The following is a 16,941-nucleotide window of genomic DNA, read 5'->3' on the forward strand; positions in this document are numbered from 1 at the left end:
TGGCCTGTGAGGATGCCATTGCATGCTGACATGTACCAAACATTGCGGAGGGTTTTGCAGGATTTCCTTAAAGCTCTATGAATTTGTTCTCACCCTGCTCCCATTCTGTTCCCACAGCTTTTGATAGCAGCTAGCACATGTTAGATCAGCGTTTCCAGCCTTTTCGCCTTGTTTGTTCCCACGTTTCCAGGGTTTTGCGGGAACACAGCCGGGGTTGCGTTTCGTTGTAAAAACCTGACATTTCTTTGGCGCGCAGGCACAAAAAAGCCGCCCCGGAGGGCGGCTGGTGGTGGCTTGGCTAAGGGGCTGTGGCCGTGCCTAGCCGCTGTGTGCCCGCAGTGGCAGCACATTGCCCTGGCGCAAGGTGTCCAGGTAGTTGGCCCAGGCTTGCAGCATGGTGCGGCGCTGCTCCACAAATTCGGTGCGGTTGTAGGCGCGGCCGTTTAGGTCTTTTGCGCTGTGGGCCAGCTGGGCCTCGATGGCGGCCCGGTCAAAGCCCAGGCGCTCATCCAAGATAGTGCGGGCCGTGGCCCGAAAGCCGTGGCCGGTGATGTTTTCTTTGGTGCTATAGCCCATGCGCCGCAGGGCGGCATTGATGGTGTTCTCGCGCAGGCCGTCAATGGCCCGGTACTTTTGACGGTATCTCCAGATGCGGCGGCCATGGGCACCGTCCAAACCGAAGGCGGGGCAAGATCAGGCTGCATGGCGCTTGCGGCCAGTGCCGCCGCAAGGCATGCGGCAGGACTCTCTCGCCAGGGTACTCAGCCGATCTGGTGGTGCTTATCGGGCCAGTGCTGCCCGCATGGCGTTGATCTCGGCCTGGTAGTCGGGTTTGCCAAAGATGGCACTGCCCGCCACGAAGGTGTCGGCACCAGCGTCGGCCACGGCGCGGATGTTGCTGGCTTTGATGCCGCCATCAACTTCCAGGCGAATGTCTTTGCCGCAGGCTTCAATGCGCTTGCGAGCGGCTTCCACCTTGCGCAAGGTGCTATCAATAAAGCTTTGCCCGCCAAAACCGGGGTTCACGCTCATCAGCAAAATCAGGTCGATGTCTTCAATTACCCAATCGAGCACATCCAGCGGCATGGCCGGGTTGAAGACCAGGCCCGGCTGGCAGCCGGCCGCTTTGATGGCCTGGATGCTGCGGTGCACATGGGCGCTGGCATCGGGGTGAAAGCTGATCAGGTCGGCCCCGGCCTGGGCAAAGGCCTGGGCCAGCGCATCGACGGGTTGCACCATCAGGTGCACGTCAATTGGCACGGGCTGGCCGCTGGGGGTGACGGCATGGGGTTTGAGCGCCTGGCAGACCATGGGGCCAAAGGTCAGATTGGGCACATAGTGGTTGTCCATCACGTCAAAGTGAATCCAGTCGGCACCGGCGGCAATCACGTTGCGCACCTCCTCGCCCAGGCGGGCAAAGTCGGCGGACAAAATGGACGGGGCAATGCGGTAGGTCGGGGCGGTGGGGGAGGGGGTATTCATGCGGCTCATGGGGCGCAATTGTCGCAGGCTTGGGCGGATGCCTCATTTACATTAGCGCCTTATGCGCTCTTCTTACGACCTCCCCGCCCTGCTGGCGGAACTTGATCCCCATGCCGAGTTGGCAGAACGCCACCTGTGGCTGATTCATGTGCTGCACTGGATGCGCTCGGCCGCGCCCTCGATTGAGGTGGCGATGGCCAAGGCAGAATCTTTTGTCGCGGCGTTTGAAGCCGATGAGGCTTTGCGCCTGCGTTTGCAACTGTGGTGGCAGCGCTTTAGCGCCACGGTGGACATCACCACCTTGCTGGCCGACTTTGGTTTTGCGCCCCGCACGGCGATGGTGACGGAGCTGACCGAACGCCTGCGCTTGAAATTGCTGCCGGGCACGCCGGAGACGATTGACGCGGCTGAGTTGTTCTCGATTGCGCTGCCGCACGAGTTCGATGCCCGCTGGCTTACCGCTTTGCCCGAGCCGCTGCTGCAGCGCTTGGCGGCGCTGCTGGTGCCCGAGGAGGCCCAGCAGGGCATTGGCTTTTGGCGCCACGCCCTGTTGGGGGCGATTACCTACTGCGCCGGACAAATTTTGGCCAATGGCTTTTCGCCCGAGCTGCGCCTGCGCATGAGCGAAGAGGCCCGCGAGGAGCAGCCCTTTCACGCGCTGATTCACGATGTGGAGAGTTTTCGGATCGAATTTGTCCACGGCGTGCGCACGCCCGAACGACTGGAGCAGGCCGAGCAGCGCCTGCGCGAACGCCTGGATGCTTGCCGCGCGGCCATTGGTACAGTGTACCAACACTTTGCCGCAGAGGGGATTTCGGTGGGGCTGGTGTTTCGCTTGCGCCAGGTGCGCACCCGCATCGTGCGCGTGCGCCAACTGCTCTCTTGCCTGACCAGCGAACACCCGGAGCAAGAGGCGGCGCGGCTGCTGGCCGGTTTTGTCAGTGTGGGGCGCGACCGGCGCAGCCTGCGCAACCTGTGGGCGACCAACTCATCCCTGCTGGCGGCCAAGGTGACCGAGCGCAGCGCCGAAACCGGCGAGCACTACATCAGCCACAACCGCAGCGAATACCTGCAAATGGTGCGCCGTGCTGCCGGGGGCGGGCTGTTGATGTCGGTCACCACGCTGCTGAAATTTGGCTTGGCGGCGCTGGCGTTTTCGGCCTTTTGGGGCGGGTTTTGGGCCGGGGTGAATTACTCCATCAGCTTTGTGCTGATTCAGCTGCTGCACTGGACGGTGGCCACCAAACAGCCCGCGATGACGGCCCCGGCCATGGCGGCCAAGCTCAAAGACATGCAGTCCAGTGAGGATGCCACCCACACCTTAGAGGCGTTTGTCGATGAGGTTGCCAACCTGGTGCGCACCCAGGTGGCGGCCATTTTGGGCAACGTGCTGGTGGTCTTTCCGGCCGCGCTGGTTTTGTCCTTGCTGTGGTGGCAGATGTTTGGCGCGACCCCGCTGGATGCGGCCCATGCGCAATCGACCCTGGATTCTTTGCACGTCTTGGGCCCTTCGGCCCTGTTTGCCGCCTACACCGGGGTGCTGTTGTTTGCCAGCAGTTTGATCGCCGGCTGGGTGGAAAACTGGTTTGTTTTGCGCCGCCTGGATTCAGCGATACGGTATAACCCCGGTTTCACCCGCTGGCTGGGCAAGGGCCGTGCCAAGCGCTGGGGGGATTTTTGGCGGGCCAATATCTCGGGCTTTGCCGCCAATATCTCTCTGGGCATGATGCTGGGGCTGACCCCGGCGATTGCGGCGTTTTTTGGCCTGGGGTTGGAGGTGCGCCACGTCACCCTCTCGTCGGGCCAGCTGGGGGTGGCCAGCGCCACGTTTGGCCTGGGCGTGCTTGCCCTGCCGGCGTTTTGGTGGGCCTTGGCCCTGCTGCCGCTGAATGGGGCGCTGAACGTGATCGTCAGTTTTTATCTGGCGTTTCGCATGGCCTTGCGGGCCCACAACATTAACGGCGTAGAGCGCTCGCGCATTTACGCTGCCATCCGCCAACGCTTGCGCTCCAAGCCAAGCAGCTTCTTCTTGCCCTAAGGCCCCAGAAGCCCATGGCGGAGCCGACAACGAAAGGATTTGCGCCATGATCGAACCCCTTGCTGCCAGCCACCTGCCCGCCATCCAGTGGTCGTTGGTGCTGGCGCTGGCCGCGCTGGTGGGCTATGCCTGCCAGCGCCAGTTGGGCCTGCCCAGGGTGCTGGGCTATGCCGCAGTGGGCAGCATTGCCGGATTTTTTGGTTTGGGGGCCGCGCTGTGGCCCTTGCACGGGCCGGTGCTGTTGCTGCTTGAGCTGGGCATTGCCGTGGTGCTGTTTGAGTGCGGTGCGCGCATCAATGTGCGCTGGTTTGTACACAACCCCATGGTGCTGGTGCAAAGCGTGCTGGAGGCCAGCCTGACCTACGCGGCCGTGTTTTACGGCCTGCAGGCGGTGGGGGTGGAGGCCCGCAGTGCCGGGCCGCTGGGCCTGATTGCCATGGCCGCCTCCCCGGTGCTGCTCAGCCGCGTGATTGCCGATACCCGCGCCGCCGGGGCGGTGACTGACCGGGCGCTGACCCTGTCCACCTTGTCCACCCTGTACGCCCTGGTGCTCAGTGCGGCCAAGGCGCAGATTTTTGCCAATCCGCAAGAGTCGCTGTGGCACGACATCACCCCGGTGCTGCAGGTGCTGCTGGTGTCGGCCGTGGTGGCGGGCGTGTTGTTTGCCCTGATTCATGCCGTGCTGCGCTGGATGAGCCCCTTGAGCCAAAACACCGCCATCGTGCTGCTGGCGCTGATTGCGGCCACGGCGGCCAGCGCCAGTGGCCTGGGCGGCTCGGCCCCCTTGGCGGCGCTGCTGGCGGGCATGGTGCTGAAGTTTTTCCGCCCCCAGCCGCTGCCGTGGACGCAGGCGCTGGGCAGCATCAGCGCTTTGCTGGGCATGGTGGTGTTTGTGCTGGTGGCCGCCGTGGCCGCCCATGCGCCGTGGACGGGCAGCATCCCGTTGGCCGTGCTGGCCTTGGTGGGCTTGCGCTTGGTGGCCAAAACCGTGGGCATTGGCCTGGGGCACTGGGGCAGCCACACCCATTGGCGGCAAACGCTGTGGACGGCCTGCACCATGGCTCCTTTATCTGCAGTAGCACTCATAATGACGGTGCCATTTACAACCATTAGTGGCGGTGAAACCATTGCTGGCATTGCGCTACCAACTATTCTTTTAATGGAACTGCTCGGGGCCATGGCCGCCACCTGGGCGCTGCGCCGCGCTGGCGAGGCCCGCGATACCTTGGGAGTGCGCCATGACGCTTGAAGCCTTTGCCCCTTCACAACCGCTGACCCTGGGCGTGGAGCTGGAGCTGCAACTGCTGAGCACCCACGACTACGACCTGACCCCCTACGCGGCCGACATGCTGCGCCTGATGCGCCAGCACCACCCCGATTTGCCCGGCACCGTGGTGCCGGAGATGACGCGCAGCATGATCGAAATCTCCACCGGCATCTGCCAGGACGGGGCCGATGCGCTGGCGCAGCTGACGCAAATTCGCAATGCCCTGGTGGCCTGCGCCGACAAGCTCAACATCGCCATTGCCGGGGGCGGCACCCACCCCTTTCAGCAGTGGCACGAGCGGCGCATTTATGAAAAAGAGCGGTTTCACCAGCTCTCCAAACTGTACGGTTACCTGACCAAGCAGTTCACCATTTTTGGCCAGCACGTCCACATTGGCTGCCCCGATGCCGATGCCGCCTTGCTCATGCTGCACCGCATGAGCCGCTACATCCCGCACTGCATTGCGCTGTCGGCCTCCAGCCCCTTTGTGCAGGGGCAGGACACAGCGTTTGATTCGGCGCGGCTCAACTCGGTGTTCGCCTTTCCCCTGTCGGGCCGCGCCCCGTGCGTGCTGACTTGGGCCGAGTTTGGCCAGTATTTCAACAAAATGACGGCCACCGGCGTGGTGCAGGGCATGAAGGATTTTTACTGGGACATCCGCCCCAAGCCCGAATTTGGCACCATCGAAATCCGCGTCTTTGACACCCCACTCTCCATCGAACGCGCGGCCGCCCTGGCCGCCTACGTGCAAGCGCTGGGGGCCTGGTTTTTGGACACCCAGCCCTTTACGCCCTGCGAGGACGATTACCTCGTGTACACCTTCAACCGCTTTCAGGCCTGCCGCTTTGGGCTGGAGGGGGTGTACGTCGATCCGGCCAACGGGGCGCACCTGTCGCTGGCCGAGCATATTTTGCGCACCATGGACACCATCGCCCCCTACGCGCACAGCGACTTTGCCCTGCTGCGCACCAGCGTCGAGCAGCGCCACAACGATGCCCACTGGCTGCGCGAATGCCAGGCGCACACGCCGCTGCTGGGCGAAGTCTCGCGCCAAGCGGCGCTGCGCTTTCGCCAAGTCCCGCCCATGCAACCGTGACAAAACGGCTGATTTTTTATATGATTTTGGCCTCTAACGCTTATATTTAAAGCGTTGAAAGCTCCCCTTTATGAAGCAACCCTTGGGCGAATTTGACCTCATTCAGCGCTTCTTTCAGCGCCCAGCCCACCGCAGCCCCTTGGGCGTGGGCGACGACTGCGCCCTGCTGGCCCCGCGCCCCGGCATGCAGCTGGCCGTCTCCAGCGACATGCTGGTGCAAGGCCGCCACTTTTTGCCCGACGTGGCCCCCCGCCTGCTGGGCCACAAGGCGCTGGCCGTCAATTTGTCGGACTTGGCCGCCTGCGGGGCCCAACCCCTGGCCTTTACCCTGGCCTTGGCCCTGCCGCACAGCGACGAGGCCTGGTGCCAAGCCTTCAGCGAAGGGCTGTTCGCCCTGGCCGAAGCCCACGACTGCGAACTCATCGGCGGCGACACCACGCAAGGCCCGCTCACCATCTGCATCACCGTGTTTGGGGAAGTGCCCAGCGGCCAAGCCATTTTGCGCAGCGGTGCCCAGGTGGGCGACGATATCTGGGTCAGCGGCACCCTGGGCGATGCCCGCTTGGCGTTGGATGCGCTGCAGCGCCAGCACATGCTGCCGCCCCCCGTCTTGGCCCAGGCCCGCCAGCGCCTGGAAGCGCCCACCCCGCGCGTGGCCCTGGGCCAGGCGCTGCGCGGCATTGCCAGCAGCGCCCTGGACGTGAGCGATGGGCTGCTGGGCGACCTGAACCACATCCTGCACGCCAGCCATGTGGGGGCCAGCATTGAGGTGGCCACCACCCGCCCCCTGCTGGCCGCCAGCCACCACCCCCTGCTGCGGGCCATGGCCAGCAGCCGCATTGATGCCTGCACCCTGGCCGGGGGGGATGATTACGAGCTGTGCTTTACCGCCCCCCACGCCCAGCGCAGCGCCGTTGCCGCGGCCAGCCAAGCCAGCGCCACCCCGGTCACCCGCATTGGCACCATCGAAGCCATGCCGGGCATCCGCATTTTTGGCCCCCAGGGCGAGCGCCTGCAGCAGCGCTGGCCCGGTTTTGACCACTTTGCCTAACGCCCATGCCCCGTTCTTTTGATGCACCCCCCTCCATCCAGGACGTGCAGCCCAAGCGCTTCATCCCCTACCCAGAAGATGCGGGCGCAGCGCCCGATGCGGCCACCCGCAGCGCCCCGGCGGCCGCTGCCGCTCCCACACGCCCCACCCTGGCTTTTATGCTGCGCCACCCGGCCCATTGGCTGGGGTTGGGCTTTGGCAGCGGCCTCTCGCCCATCGCCCCCGGCACCGCGGGCACGCTGTGGGCCTGGGGGGTGTTTGTGCTGCTGCAACAGGTGTTCAGCCCTGCGCAGCTGGGGGGGCTGATTGCCCTGTCCCTGCCCATCGGCTGGTGGGCCTGCACCATTACCGCCCGCAACCTGGGCCGCGATGACCCGGGCTGCATCGTCTGGGATGAAGTGGTCGCCATGTGGCTCATTTTGTGGCTCTTGGCCCCGGCCAGCTGGCACGGGCAGCTGCTGGCCTTTGCGCTGTTTCGCCTGTTCGATGCGGCCAAGCCCCACCCCGTGCGCTGGGCCGACCAATGCTTTAAAGGCAGCGGCTGGCGCGGTGGCTGGGGGATTCTGTTTGACGACCTGGTCGCCGCTTTTTGCACCCTGCTGGTGCTGGCGGCCGGGCGGCACTTCGGACTATGGTGAACATGCCCCACAACCCCAACCCCCCCCAGGACTTGAGCGCCCTGGTGACCACCCTGGGCCAGCAATTGCAGCAACGCCGCTGGATGCTGGCCAGCGCCGAAAGCTGCACCGGTGGCTTGATTGCCGCCGCTTGCACCGACATCGCCGGCTCCAGCCGCTGGTTTGAGCGCGGCTTTGTCACTTATTCCAATGCCGCTAAAACGCAATTGCTTGGCGTACCGGCCGAACTGATCGCCACGCACGGTGCCGTCAGCGAGCCGGTTGTGCGCGCTATGGCGCACGGCGCGGCCCTGCACGCCCAGGTTCCCATTGCCGTGGCCAGCACCGGCATTGCCGGGCCAGACGGCGGTAGCCCAGACAAGCCGGTGGGCACCGTGTGGCTGGGCTGGTGGGTGGATGGCGTGGTCCGCAGCCAGTGCTTTCACTTTGACGGCCCACGCAGCAGCGTGCGGGCGCAAGCGGTTTACCAGGCTTTGTTGCAGCTTGAAAAAATCATTGCGGCACAAGGGGCCAAGACCGATCTGGGACAAAGACCGTAAACGCTGTTGGCCCCCAGCCCACCCCGCCGCACCCCCCAAAAAAATAAGAATAAAAAAATAGCTGCTAGCGCTTTATTTACAAGCACTGGCAGCTATTTTTATTGTAATTTTTAGTTTTGATAAGCGGTAAGCGCTATTGTTTTTGCTTTCTTGTTTAGCGCAAGGCGGTCAAGTCGGGGCGGCGCAAGCCCGCCTGCTCTTCCAGGCGGAAGGTGTCGGCCACCTCGGCCAGGTGGTGGGCCTGCTGCTGCAAGGCGGCAGCGGCGGCCGAGGACCGCTCCACCAGCGCCGCGTTTTGCTGGGTTCCGCCATCAAGGTGGCTGACCGCCTGGTTGATTTGCGCCAAGCCCGAGGCCTGCTCCCGGCTGGCCAGGGCAATCTCATCGACGATGTCCGCCACGCGCTGGATGCTGCTGACGATTTCTTGCATCGACGTGCCGGCCTGCGCCGCTTGGGCGTTGCCCATTTCGGCCTTGTTCACGGCATCGGTGATCAAGGCCTGCACCTCGCGGGCGGCTTCGGCACTGCGCCCGGCCAGTGAGCGCACCTCGCCGGCCACCACGGCAAAGCCCCGGCCTTGCTCGCCGGCGCGGGCCGCTTCAACGGCGGCATTCAGCGCCAAGATGTTGGTCTGGAAGGCAATGCCATCAATCACGCTGATGATGTCCACAATCTTTTTCGCCGATTGGTTGATCTCGGCCATGGTGCTGACCATCTGCCCGACGATATCGCCCCCGTTTTGCGCCATGCGCCGTGCCTCACCGGCCAGTTCATTGGCCTGCACCGCGTTGTCCGCGTTTTGCTGCACGGTGCTGGAGAGCTCTTCCGTGGCCGAAGCCGTTTCTTCCAGGGCGCTGGCCTGTTGCTCGGTGCGCGAGGACAGGTCCAGCGTGCCCGCGGCCACCTGGGCCGAGGCGCTGGCAATGGCCTCCGCCCCGGTTTTGACATTGCCGACCGCGCGCGACAAGTTCGAGCGCATGCCCTCCATGTGCTGCAGCATGCAGCCAATTTCATCCGTGCCACTGTGGGGCACAGGGTGGGACAAATCGTTGTCCGCAATTTGCTTGAGCGCCGTACTGGCGGTCATGAACCCACCCTTCAAGCGTGTGAGCAGGGCCAAGGCCAGCAGCACCGAGGGCAGCACCAGCAGCAAGGCGGCACCACCAAAAATCCACAGCGCCAGCGCGTAGCGTTCTTCGGCATGGTTATAGAGGGTGCTGGCCCGGATCAGCTGGTGGGCACGAAAGGCTTCCATGGTCATGTGTACCTGGGTGCCTTCGTTGCGCGCGGCTTCCAAAAAGTCGCCCATCACCTGGGCGCTGAAATCATTGCGATTAATCGCCTCCAGGGCCTGTGCCAGCTTGGGCCGCCAAGCCTGGCGGGCTTTGGTGGCTTCGTCCAGCAAGGTGCGTTCTTCGTCGGTTTGACTGTCCTCCACCAAGGTTTTATGGACCCCAATGGCGGTACTTTGGTTGGTGGCAATAGCGTCTAAGTGCACCTGGATGGGATGGTCGTGGGCCTCTGCCAATTCACTGCCAGGCGCATGTTGAAACGCCAGCAGCACTTGCAAGCGTGTGTCATTTTGGATTTGCACAATTTGCTCGGCCATTTGCGAGCGCACCATGGCGCCTTCGTACAGCTGGCGCAAATCATCTCGCGCCGAGGCCATCCCCGATAAACCAATCCCAGCGACCACCAAGATCGACACCACAAATGCCGCCAACATCGCAATAAAACGGTGCGTAATTCGCCAGCTATTCCACAAAGACGCCATGGTTTGCAACCTCAACAAAAAAGAAAACGTCAGCTCTGCAACGCCAACGCCCAAAGCATAGAAACTTACAATGCGTTACTGTCTTTTATTAGCTTTTTTAAATAACCAGTAGTTTTAGACATTGTTGCCCGCCAACAACGTCCAGGCCATGCGCAGCCGCAAGGCATCGCGCCCCAGGCGGCGTGAGCGGGGCAGTTTGCCCAGCAGGCCCAAGCGCTGCTGCGTTGCGGCCAAGGCTTGCTGCACCGGCGGCGACCACTGGGCCAGGGCCTGCTGCCAGGTCGCCTGGGCCTGGGGCAAGGCCTGAACGCGGGCCAAAATCCACGCGGTGGAATGCACGTAGCACAGCACATCGCGCACTTGGCACAGGGGCAAGGGCAGGTGGGCGGCGGGGTCGTCCTCAAAATCAATCAAGCCAATGCCCCCATCGGCGCAGAGCACCATATTGCGGGCAAAGGCCTGGCTTAGGCACTGGCCTTGGCCATGCACTTGCGCCAAGGCCTGCAAGCCACGCTGCCACAGCGCCAAGGTGGCCGCCGCAGTTCCCGCCTGTTCCAGCGCATGGCCCAGGCTTTGCACGGGCTGGCCTGCTTGGCCCAAATCACGCATGACAAAGGCCTGCTTACTCACCGCCACCACGGCGGGCACGCGCAGGCCGCAGGCCGCCAGGGTTTGCAAGCGCTGCACCTCGGTGGCAATGGCCTGCACGCCGCCGGGATTGGGCACGGGCTGCAGCGCCGGCACCTGCAGCCAGTGGGAGACCCACGCCAGGGCGCGATAGCGCCATGCCGGGTGGGCGGGCCCGGCGCGTTTCAGCCACAGGCTGTGCCCCTGCCATTGGTAGCGCTGTACCAGCGCCGTTTGGTGGGGGGCGTGACTGGCTAAAAATGCCGCGAAATCCAGTGCGGGCGCTGCCGCTGCCTCAGTTGGCACACACGATCCTTTGTTCAGATTCTTCAGACTAGGACAGCGCCGACCCTTCTGTTTTGGCCCGTTGGGCCGCCAACGAGGGCTTGGGTGCGGAGGGCACCAAGGGTGGTGGCGCTATCTGAAAGCTGTCTGCCTTGGCCAGCGGCCAGTACAGGCGAAACACGCGGTGCTGGCGGTGCAACGACCCCAGCAGCACCCCGGGGCGCACCTGCATGATAAGTTGAGAAAGCAGGTGCACTTCGGCATCGTTGATGCGCCGCACGATGTGGTGGGCGGTGATTTCGCCCGGTGCGTGCAGGCCTGCGGCTTGCACCAGCTCCATCAGCGCATGCATGGTATTGCGGTGAAAGTTGGCCACACGCATGGCTTTGTCGGGCACAACCAGGGCTTTTTGGCGCACCGGGTCTTGCGTGGTCACCCCCGTGGGGCAAAAGCCGGTGTGGCAGGTTTGCGCCTGAATGCAGCCCAGCGCCAGCATGAAGCCCCGCCCCGCATTGCACCAATCGGCCCCCAGGGCCATCATGCGGGCGATGTCAAAGGCGGTAATCACCTTGGCCGCCGCACCAATCTTGATGCGATCGCGCAGCTTCACGCCCACCAGGGTGTTGTGCACCAAAATCAGCCCCTCTTGCAGCGGCACGCCCACGTGGTCGGTGAATTCGACCGGTGCCGCGCCGGTGCCGCCCTCGGCCCCATCGACGACGATGAAGTCCGGCGTAATGTCGGTCTGCAGCATGGCCTTGACCATGGCAAACCATTCCCAAGGGTGGCCAATGCACAGCTTGATGCCCACGGGCTTGCCGCCGGAGAGGCGACGCAGCCGCCCAATGAAGTGCATCAGCTCCAGCGGGGTCGAAAACGCGCTGTGAAACGGTGGGCTGATGCAATCTTGCCCCACCGGAATGCCCCGTGCGGCGGCAATTTCCGGGGTCACTTTGGCCCCCAGCAACATGCCGCCATGGCCGGGCTTGGCCCCTTGGCTGAGCTTGAGCTCAATCATCTTGACCTGTGGATCGCGGGCGTTTTCCACAAATTTTTCATCGCTGAACGTGCCATCGGGGTTGCGGCAGCCAAAGTAGCCCGAGGCAATTTGCCAGATCAAATCGCCACCATGCTCGCGGTGGTATTTGCTGATGGAGCCTTCGCCCGTGTCATGGGCAAAGCCGCCTGTGCGTGCGCCCAGGTTCAGGGCCAGCACGGCATTGGCGGACAAAGCCCCAAAGCTCATGGCCGAAATATTGAACACGCTGGCATGGTAGGGCTGGGTACACACCTCTGCACCAGGTAAAGGCTGGCCCGGCGTGCCGCCAATCCACGTCCGAAAATCTTGCGAGGCCAGCTTGGTCGGCACCATGGAGTGGTTCACCCACTCGTAGCCTGGGGCGCTCACATCCAGCAGCGTGCCAAAGGGGCGGCTGTCGGACACGCCCTTGCTGCGCTGGTACACCAGCGAGCGCTGCGCGCGCGAAAAGGGCAGGTTCTCATGGTCGCCCTCAATGAAATACTGGCGAATCTCCGGGCGGATGAACTCCAGCATAAAACGCATATGCCCAATCACCGGGTAATTACGCAGCACGGCATGGCGCGTTTGGCGCAAATCCTGCACGCCAACCGCACTGAGCGCCCCCAGCACCAGCGGCAGCAGCCACCACCACCCGCCCCACGCGAGGGCCGCTCCCAGGCCGGTGATGGTGCCTACGGCGCACAGCACCAGCACCGTATAGCGAATAGGAAACAGGCCCGGAAAACGGCCAGACGCAGCGGACATACAAAGCTCCAAGAGGGGACAATCCAGTGGCTCGGGCTACACTGCCAAACGCACTGCCACGCCATGGTGTTATGCGCATCTGGCGATGCCTGCCATGGCGAAGGCAGCGATTGTGCGCTTACGCAGGGCTGACTGTCCTTGGCCGCCTCAGCAAGCCCCTTCACCACCAAAATCTGCATGCTTGGCATGCATACCGTTTGAAATTTCACTCATGACCACCGCCATTTCCTTCCCCCCCGCACTGGACGAAACCACCCTGCAAGAGCTGGACGACCTGCTCGCCGCGCTGCGCGAAACCCATGAAGAAGTCCCCCAGTGGGAGTTTTGTGACGGCTTTCTCACCGCCGTTGCCTGCACCCGCCGTCCCATTGGCGTACACGAATGGCTGCCCATGCTGCTGGGCGATGGTGAGCCTTTGCCGGCCCATGCGCCCCTGCCCCAGCTGCCCGTTTTTGGCACCGAGGCGCAGCAAACCCGCTTTTTAGAACTGGCACAAGCGCGGCTGGCCGAAATCCTGCGCCAGCTGGACCGCCCCACCCACAGCCTGGAGGAGGACGATGCCTTCTCCCCCGAGGTGCTGGACACCCGGGGGGCCGTGCTGATGATGAGCGCCGAAGAGCAGGCCGAGATTGGCGATGAGCCCATCCCCTCGCTGGCCCAAGTTTGGGCGCTGGGCTTTATGTTTGCCGTGGAAAACTGGGAGGCCGACTGGGCCTTGCCACGCGACAAAGAAGCGGCGCAGATGATTGACAACGCCCTAGAGCAGATCGTCGCCCTCACCGAAGACGACACCGGCAAACCCGCGCACAACCTGTACGATGAGAACGGCCCCGCCTCCACCAGCCAACCGCGCATTGATGCGTTTGGCCATGCCATCTGGGGCATCTACGACCTGCGCCAAGCCTGGCGCAGCCTGGGCCCGCAGCAAGAAACGATTGTCAAAGGCGTGCAACCGGGCCGCAACGACCCGTGCTCTTGTGGCAGCGGTAAAAAATACAAAAAATGCTGCGGGGCGTAACCCATAACCGTGGCACATTCATTTTTATTGCGCTTGCGCACGTGAGTCTGCCTTTTTTAAACCACCACTATGACTGAAATTTTGCACCGCGTTGGCATTGACCTGGGCGATCGCTCCTACCCCATTTTGATTGGCAGCGGCCTGCTCTCGAGCAGCGCCATTTTTGCCCAGTGCCCCAAGGCCACGCAGGCCGTGATGGTCACCAACACCACGGTGGCCCCGCTGTATGCCGCCCAGCTGCAGGCGGCCCTGGCCGCGCACTACCCCCAGGTGCGCCAAGTGGTGCTGCCCGATGGTGAGGCGTTCAAGGACTGGGCCACCCTGAACCAAATTTTTGACCACCTGCTGGGCCACGGCTGTGACCGCAAAACCGTGCTGTTTGCCCTGGGCGGCGGCGTGATTGGTGACATGACCGGCTTTGCCGCCGCCAGCTATATGCGCGGCGTGCCGTTTGTGCAGATTCCGACCACGCTGCTGTCGCAGGTCGATTCCAGTGTGGGCGGCAAAACGGCCATCAACCACCCGCTGGGCAAAAACATGATTGGCGCCTTTTACCAGCCGCGCCTGGTGCTGTGCGACCTCGATAGCTTGGCCACGTTGCCGGCCAAAGAACTGTCGGCCGGGCTGGCCGAGGTCATCAAATACGGGCCGATTGCCGACATGGCTTTTTTCACCTGGCTGGAGCAGCACATGGACGCGCTGCTCCAGCAAGACCGCGCCGCGCTGGCCCAGGCCGTCAAGCGCAGCGTGGAGATCAAAGCCTGGGTCGTGGGGCAGGACGAGAAAGAATCGGGCCTGCGCGCCATCCTCAACTTTGGCCACACCTTTGGCCACGCCATCGAGGCCGGCATGGGCTACGGCCACTGGCTGCATGGCGAAGGCGTGGGCGCTGGCATGGTGATGGCCGCGCACTTGTCGCAGCGCCTGGGGCTGGTGGATGCGCATTTTGTTGCGCGGCTCACCCGCCTGATTGAACGCGCCGGCCTGCCCACGCGGGGCCCGGTGCTTGATGCCCAAGACAACGCCGGAGCCTACCTGAGCCATATGCGCGTGGACAAAAAAGCCGAGGCGGGCGACATCCGCTTTGTGCTGATTGATGGCCCGGGCAAAGCGGTGCTGCGCAGCGCCCCCGATGCCCTGGTGCGCGAGGTGATTGCCACCTGCTGCACACCGGCGGCTTAACCCATAACCCAGCAGCCTTACGCGCCCGCTGGATGGCCAGCCTGCTGGGGCAGGGGCTGGTGCCAACGCTCCCAACCACTGGCGCGCAACTGGCACGCCGGGCACTGCCCGCAGCCCGCGCCCCAGGCATGGGGCGTGCGCGTGCCTTGGTAGCAGGTGTGGCTGTCTTGCACGATCAGGTCAATCAATGCCTGGCCGCCCAGCTCAAAGGCCAATTGCCACACCGCCGCCTTGTCGCGCCACATCAGTGGGGTGCTGATGCGCAGGCGCCGCTCCAGCCCCAGGTTCAGCGCCAGCTGCATGGCCTTCATGGTGTCGTCGCGGCAATCGGGGTAGCCGGAAAAATCGGCCTCACTCACCCCGGTCACCAGCACCTGCAGCCCCCGGCGGTAGGCCAGCGCCCCGGCCAGGGTCATGAACAGCAAGTTGCGCCCCGGCACAAAGGTATTGGGCAGGCCATCTTGCTGCATGGCGATGGCCACATCCTCGGTCAGCGACGAGCCGCCAATCTGCCCGATCACATCCACATTCAGCACATGGTCTGGGCCCAGGCGGGCCGCCCAATGGGGGAACTGCCAGCGCAGGCGCTGCAGCACCGTTTGGCGGGCCTGCAGCTCTACGCTGTGGCGCTGGCCGTAGTCAAAACCCAGGGTTTCAACGTGGGCGTAGTGGGTCAGGGCGTGGGCCAGGCAGGTGGTCGAGTCTTGCCCGCCGGAAAATAAAACCAAGGCGCGTGTGTGCATGGCGGCGATTACACCACCGCGCTGTGCGGCGCTGGCTGTTAATCTTCGCGCCCATGAAGATTTACCAAGTTGGTGGCGCAGTGCGCGATGCCTTGCTCGGCCTGCCTGTGCATGACCGTGATTGGCTGGTGGTGGGCGGCACCCCCGAAGCCATGGTGGCCCAGGGCTTTACCCCGGTGGGGCGGGACTTTCCCGTCTTTTTGCATCCGCAAACGCACGAGGAATACGCCCTGGCCCGCACCGAGCGCAAAAGCGGCCACGGCTACCAGGGCTTTACCGTCTATACCAGCCCGGATGTGACGCTGGAAGAAGACCTGGCGCGGCGCGATTTAACTATCAATGCCATAGCTGCTCCCGCAGACTGGACGGGCGCTGAGGCCGTTTTTGACCCTTATCACGGTGTGGCCGACCTGCAGGCCAAAGTGCTGCGCCATGTGACCGAGGCATTTGCCGAAGACCCCGTGCGCATCCTGCGCGTGGCCCGCTTTGCCGCCCGCTTCACCGACTTTAGCGTGGCCCCCGAAACCATGGCGCTGATGCAGGCCATGGTGCAAGCGGGCGAAGTGGCCCACCTGGTGCCCGAGCGGGTGTGGCAGGAAATCAGCCGGGGGCTGATGCAGGCCCAGCCCGAACGCATGTTTGCCGTGCTGCGCGCATGCGGAGCGCTGGCCGTGCTGCTGCCCGAGCTGGACCGCCTGTGGGGCGTGCCCCAACGCGCTGATTACCACCCCGAGGTCGATACCGGCCTACACACCATGCTGGTGCTGGGCCAGGCCGTGCAGCAGCAAGCACCGCTGGCCGTGCGCTGGGCCTGCCTGGTCCACGACCTGGGCAAAGGCACCACACCCGCCGACGTGCTGCCGCGCCACATTGGCCACGAGCAGCGCGGGGCCAAACTGGTGCGGCAGGTGTGTCAGCGCCTGCGCGTGCCCAGCGAGTGCAAGGAGTTGGCCGAGCTGGTCGCCTACGAGCACGGCAACATCCACCGCAGCCTGGATTTGTCCCCTGCCGCCGTGCTGCGCCTGCTGCAGCGCTGCGACGCGCTGCGCAAGCCCGAGCGCTTTGCCCAGGCGCTGTGGGCCTGCGAATGCGATGCGCGGGGGCGCTGGGGGTTTGAGGCTGCAGCCTATCCGCAGCGCGGGCGCTTGGAGCAGGCGCTGGCGGTGGCGCTGGGCGTGGCCACCGGGCCGATTGCGGCGCAGGCCGTGGCAGCGGGGAAGCAGGGCGCGGCGATTGGGCAGGCGGTGGATGCGGTGCGGGTGCAGGCGTTGGGGCAGTGGCTGAAAACCGGGGGTTCTTCCTGAAAAGAGAGCTGGTTTCGCTGGTGGTTATTAAGTTTTATGGCTTTAGCCCGGATATTTCACGCATGTAGCCAACGGCGTGCGCAGCGGGGCATCGCGGCGCGGATTTGAGCG

General features: G+C 64.0%; 15 protein-coding genes. 9 read left to right on the top strand and 6 right to left on the bottom strand.

Translation table 11 applies throughout. The features are described 5' to 3' along the window. Positions 1-318: 318 nt before the first annotated feature. Positions 319-675 (bottom strand): tyrosine-type recombinase/integrase, encoded by a 357-nt coding sequence (locus ACFO24_RS07355; protein WP_377737751.1) that lies wholly within the window; start codon positions 673-675, stop codon positions 319-321. A 105-nt stretch (positions 676-780) separates the two neighbouring features. Next, a complete protein-coding gene (rpe, locus tag ACFO24_RS07360; protein WP_377737752.1) occupies positions 781-1,482 on the bottom strand; it encodes a ribulose-phosphate 3-epimerase in 702 nt (233 codons plus the stop codon). 61 nt (positions 1,483-1,543) lie between these two features. Here rpe and ACFO24_RS07365 point away from each other — a divergent pair, with 61 nt between their 5' ends. From ACFO24_RS07365 to ACFO24_RS07390, 6 genes are all read left to right on the top strand, one after another. After that, positions 1,544-3,520 (top strand): site-specific recombinase, encoded by a 1,977-nt coding sequence (locus ACFO24_RS07365; RefSeq protein WP_377737754.1) that lies wholly within the window; start codon positions 1,544-1,546, stop codon positions 3,518-3,520. A gap of 46 nt (positions 3,521-3,566) precedes the next feature. Next, positions 3,567-4,769: a cation:proton antiporter gene (locus tag ACFO24_RS07370; RefSeq protein WP_377737755.1), complete on the top strand. Its 1,203-nt coding sequence runs from the start codon at positions 3,567-3,569 to the stop codon at positions 4,767-4,769. Beyond that, positions 4,759-5,883: a YbdK family carboxylate-amine ligase gene (locus tag ACFO24_RS07375; protein ID WP_377737756.1), complete on the top strand. Its 1,125-nt coding sequence runs from the start codon at positions 4,759-4,761 to the stop codon at positions 5,881-5,883. Before ACFO24_RS07370 ends, ACFO24_RS07375 begins: the two co-directional genes overlap by 11 nt. Positions 5,884-5,965: 82 nt before the next feature. After that, on the top strand, positions 5,966-6,934 hold the full coding sequence (thiL, locus tag ACFO24_RS07380) for a thiamine-phosphate kinase (RefSeq protein WP_377737763.1): 969 nt from the start codon (positions 5,966-5,968) through the stop codon (positions 6,932-6,934). A gap of 158 nt (positions 6,935-7,092) precedes the next feature. After that, a complete protein-coding gene (locus ACFO24_RS07385) occupies positions 7,093-7,572 on the top strand; it encodes a phosphatidylglycerophosphatase A family protein (protein WP_377737764.1) in 480 nt (159 codons plus the stop codon). Between the two features lie 2 nt (positions 7,573-7,574). Further along, complete coding sequence (locus ACFO24_RS07390; RefSeq protein WP_377737757.1) at positions 7,575-8,111, top strand: CinA family protein; 537 nt, start codon at positions 7,575-7,577, stop codon at positions 8,109-8,111. A gap of 154 nt (positions 8,112-8,265) precedes the next feature. Here ACFO24_RS07390 and ACFO24_RS07395 read toward each other — a convergent pair whose 3' ends face one another. From ACFO24_RS07395 to ACFO24_RS07405, 3 genes are all read right to left on the bottom strand, one after another. After that, the gene (locus ACFO24_RS07395) at positions 8,266-9,885 is read right to left on the bottom strand and encodes a methyl-accepting chemotaxis protein (protein ID WP_377737758.1); all 1,620 of its coding nucleotides are present in this window, start codon (positions 9,883-9,885) and stop codon (positions 8,266-8,268) included. Positions 9,886-9,999: 114 nt separating this feature from the next. Next, complete coding sequence (locus ACFO24_RS07400) at positions 10,000-10,818, bottom strand: RIO1 family regulatory kinase/ATPase domain-containing protein (RefSeq protein ID WP_377737759.1); 819 nt, start codon at positions 10,816-10,818, stop codon at positions 10,000-10,002. Positions 10,819-10,846: 28 nt separating this feature from the next. Beyond that, positions 10,847-12,583 (bottom strand): FMN-binding glutamate synthase family protein, encoded by a 1,737-nt coding sequence (locus tag ACFO24_RS07405; RefSeq protein WP_377737760.1) that lies wholly within the window; start codon positions 12,581-12,583, stop codon positions 10,847-10,849. Positions 12,584-12,794: 211 nt separating this feature from the next. Here ACFO24_RS07405 and ACFO24_RS07410 point away from each other — a divergent pair, with 211 nt between their 5' ends. Together ACFO24_RS07410 and aroB are read left to right on the top strand one after the other, a co-directional pair. Beyond that, on the top strand, positions 12,795-13,601 hold the full coding sequence (locus tag ACFO24_RS07410; RefSeq protein WP_207575832.1) for a UPF0149 family protein: 807 nt from the start codon (positions 12,795-12,797) through the stop codon (positions 13,599-13,601). 69 nt (positions 13,602-13,670) lie between these two features. Continuing rightward, entirely contained in the window at positions 13,671-14,783 is a 1,113-nt protein-coding gene (gene aroB / locus ACFO24_RS07415) for a 3-dehydroquinate synthase (RefSeq protein ID WP_377737761.1), read from the top strand. 17 nt (positions 14,784-14,800) lie between these two features. On the opposite strand, the gene queC is transcribed toward aroB, so the two are convergent. Further along, positions 14,801-15,526 (bottom strand): 7-cyano-7-deazaguanine synthase QueC, encoded by a 726-nt coding sequence (gene queC / locus ACFO24_RS07420; RefSeq protein WP_207575830.1) that lies wholly within the window; start codon positions 15,524-15,526, stop codon positions 14,801-14,803. 53 nt (positions 15,527-15,579) lie between these two features. Between queC and ACFO24_RS07425 the strand changes: the two genes are divergently transcribed. After that, positions 15,580-16,830: a multifunctional CCA addition/repair protein gene (locus tag ACFO24_RS07425; RefSeq protein WP_377737762.1), complete on the top strand. Its 1,251-nt coding sequence runs from the start codon at positions 15,580-15,582 to the stop codon at positions 16,828-16,830. Positions 16,831-16,941: the final 111 nt, after the last annotated feature.

The organism is Comamonas denitrificans, from assembly GCF_042654745.1.
Classification (GTDB): domain Bacteria; phylum Pseudomonadota; class Gammaproteobacteria; order Burkholderiales; family Burkholderiaceae_C; genus Comamonas; species Comamonas denitrificans.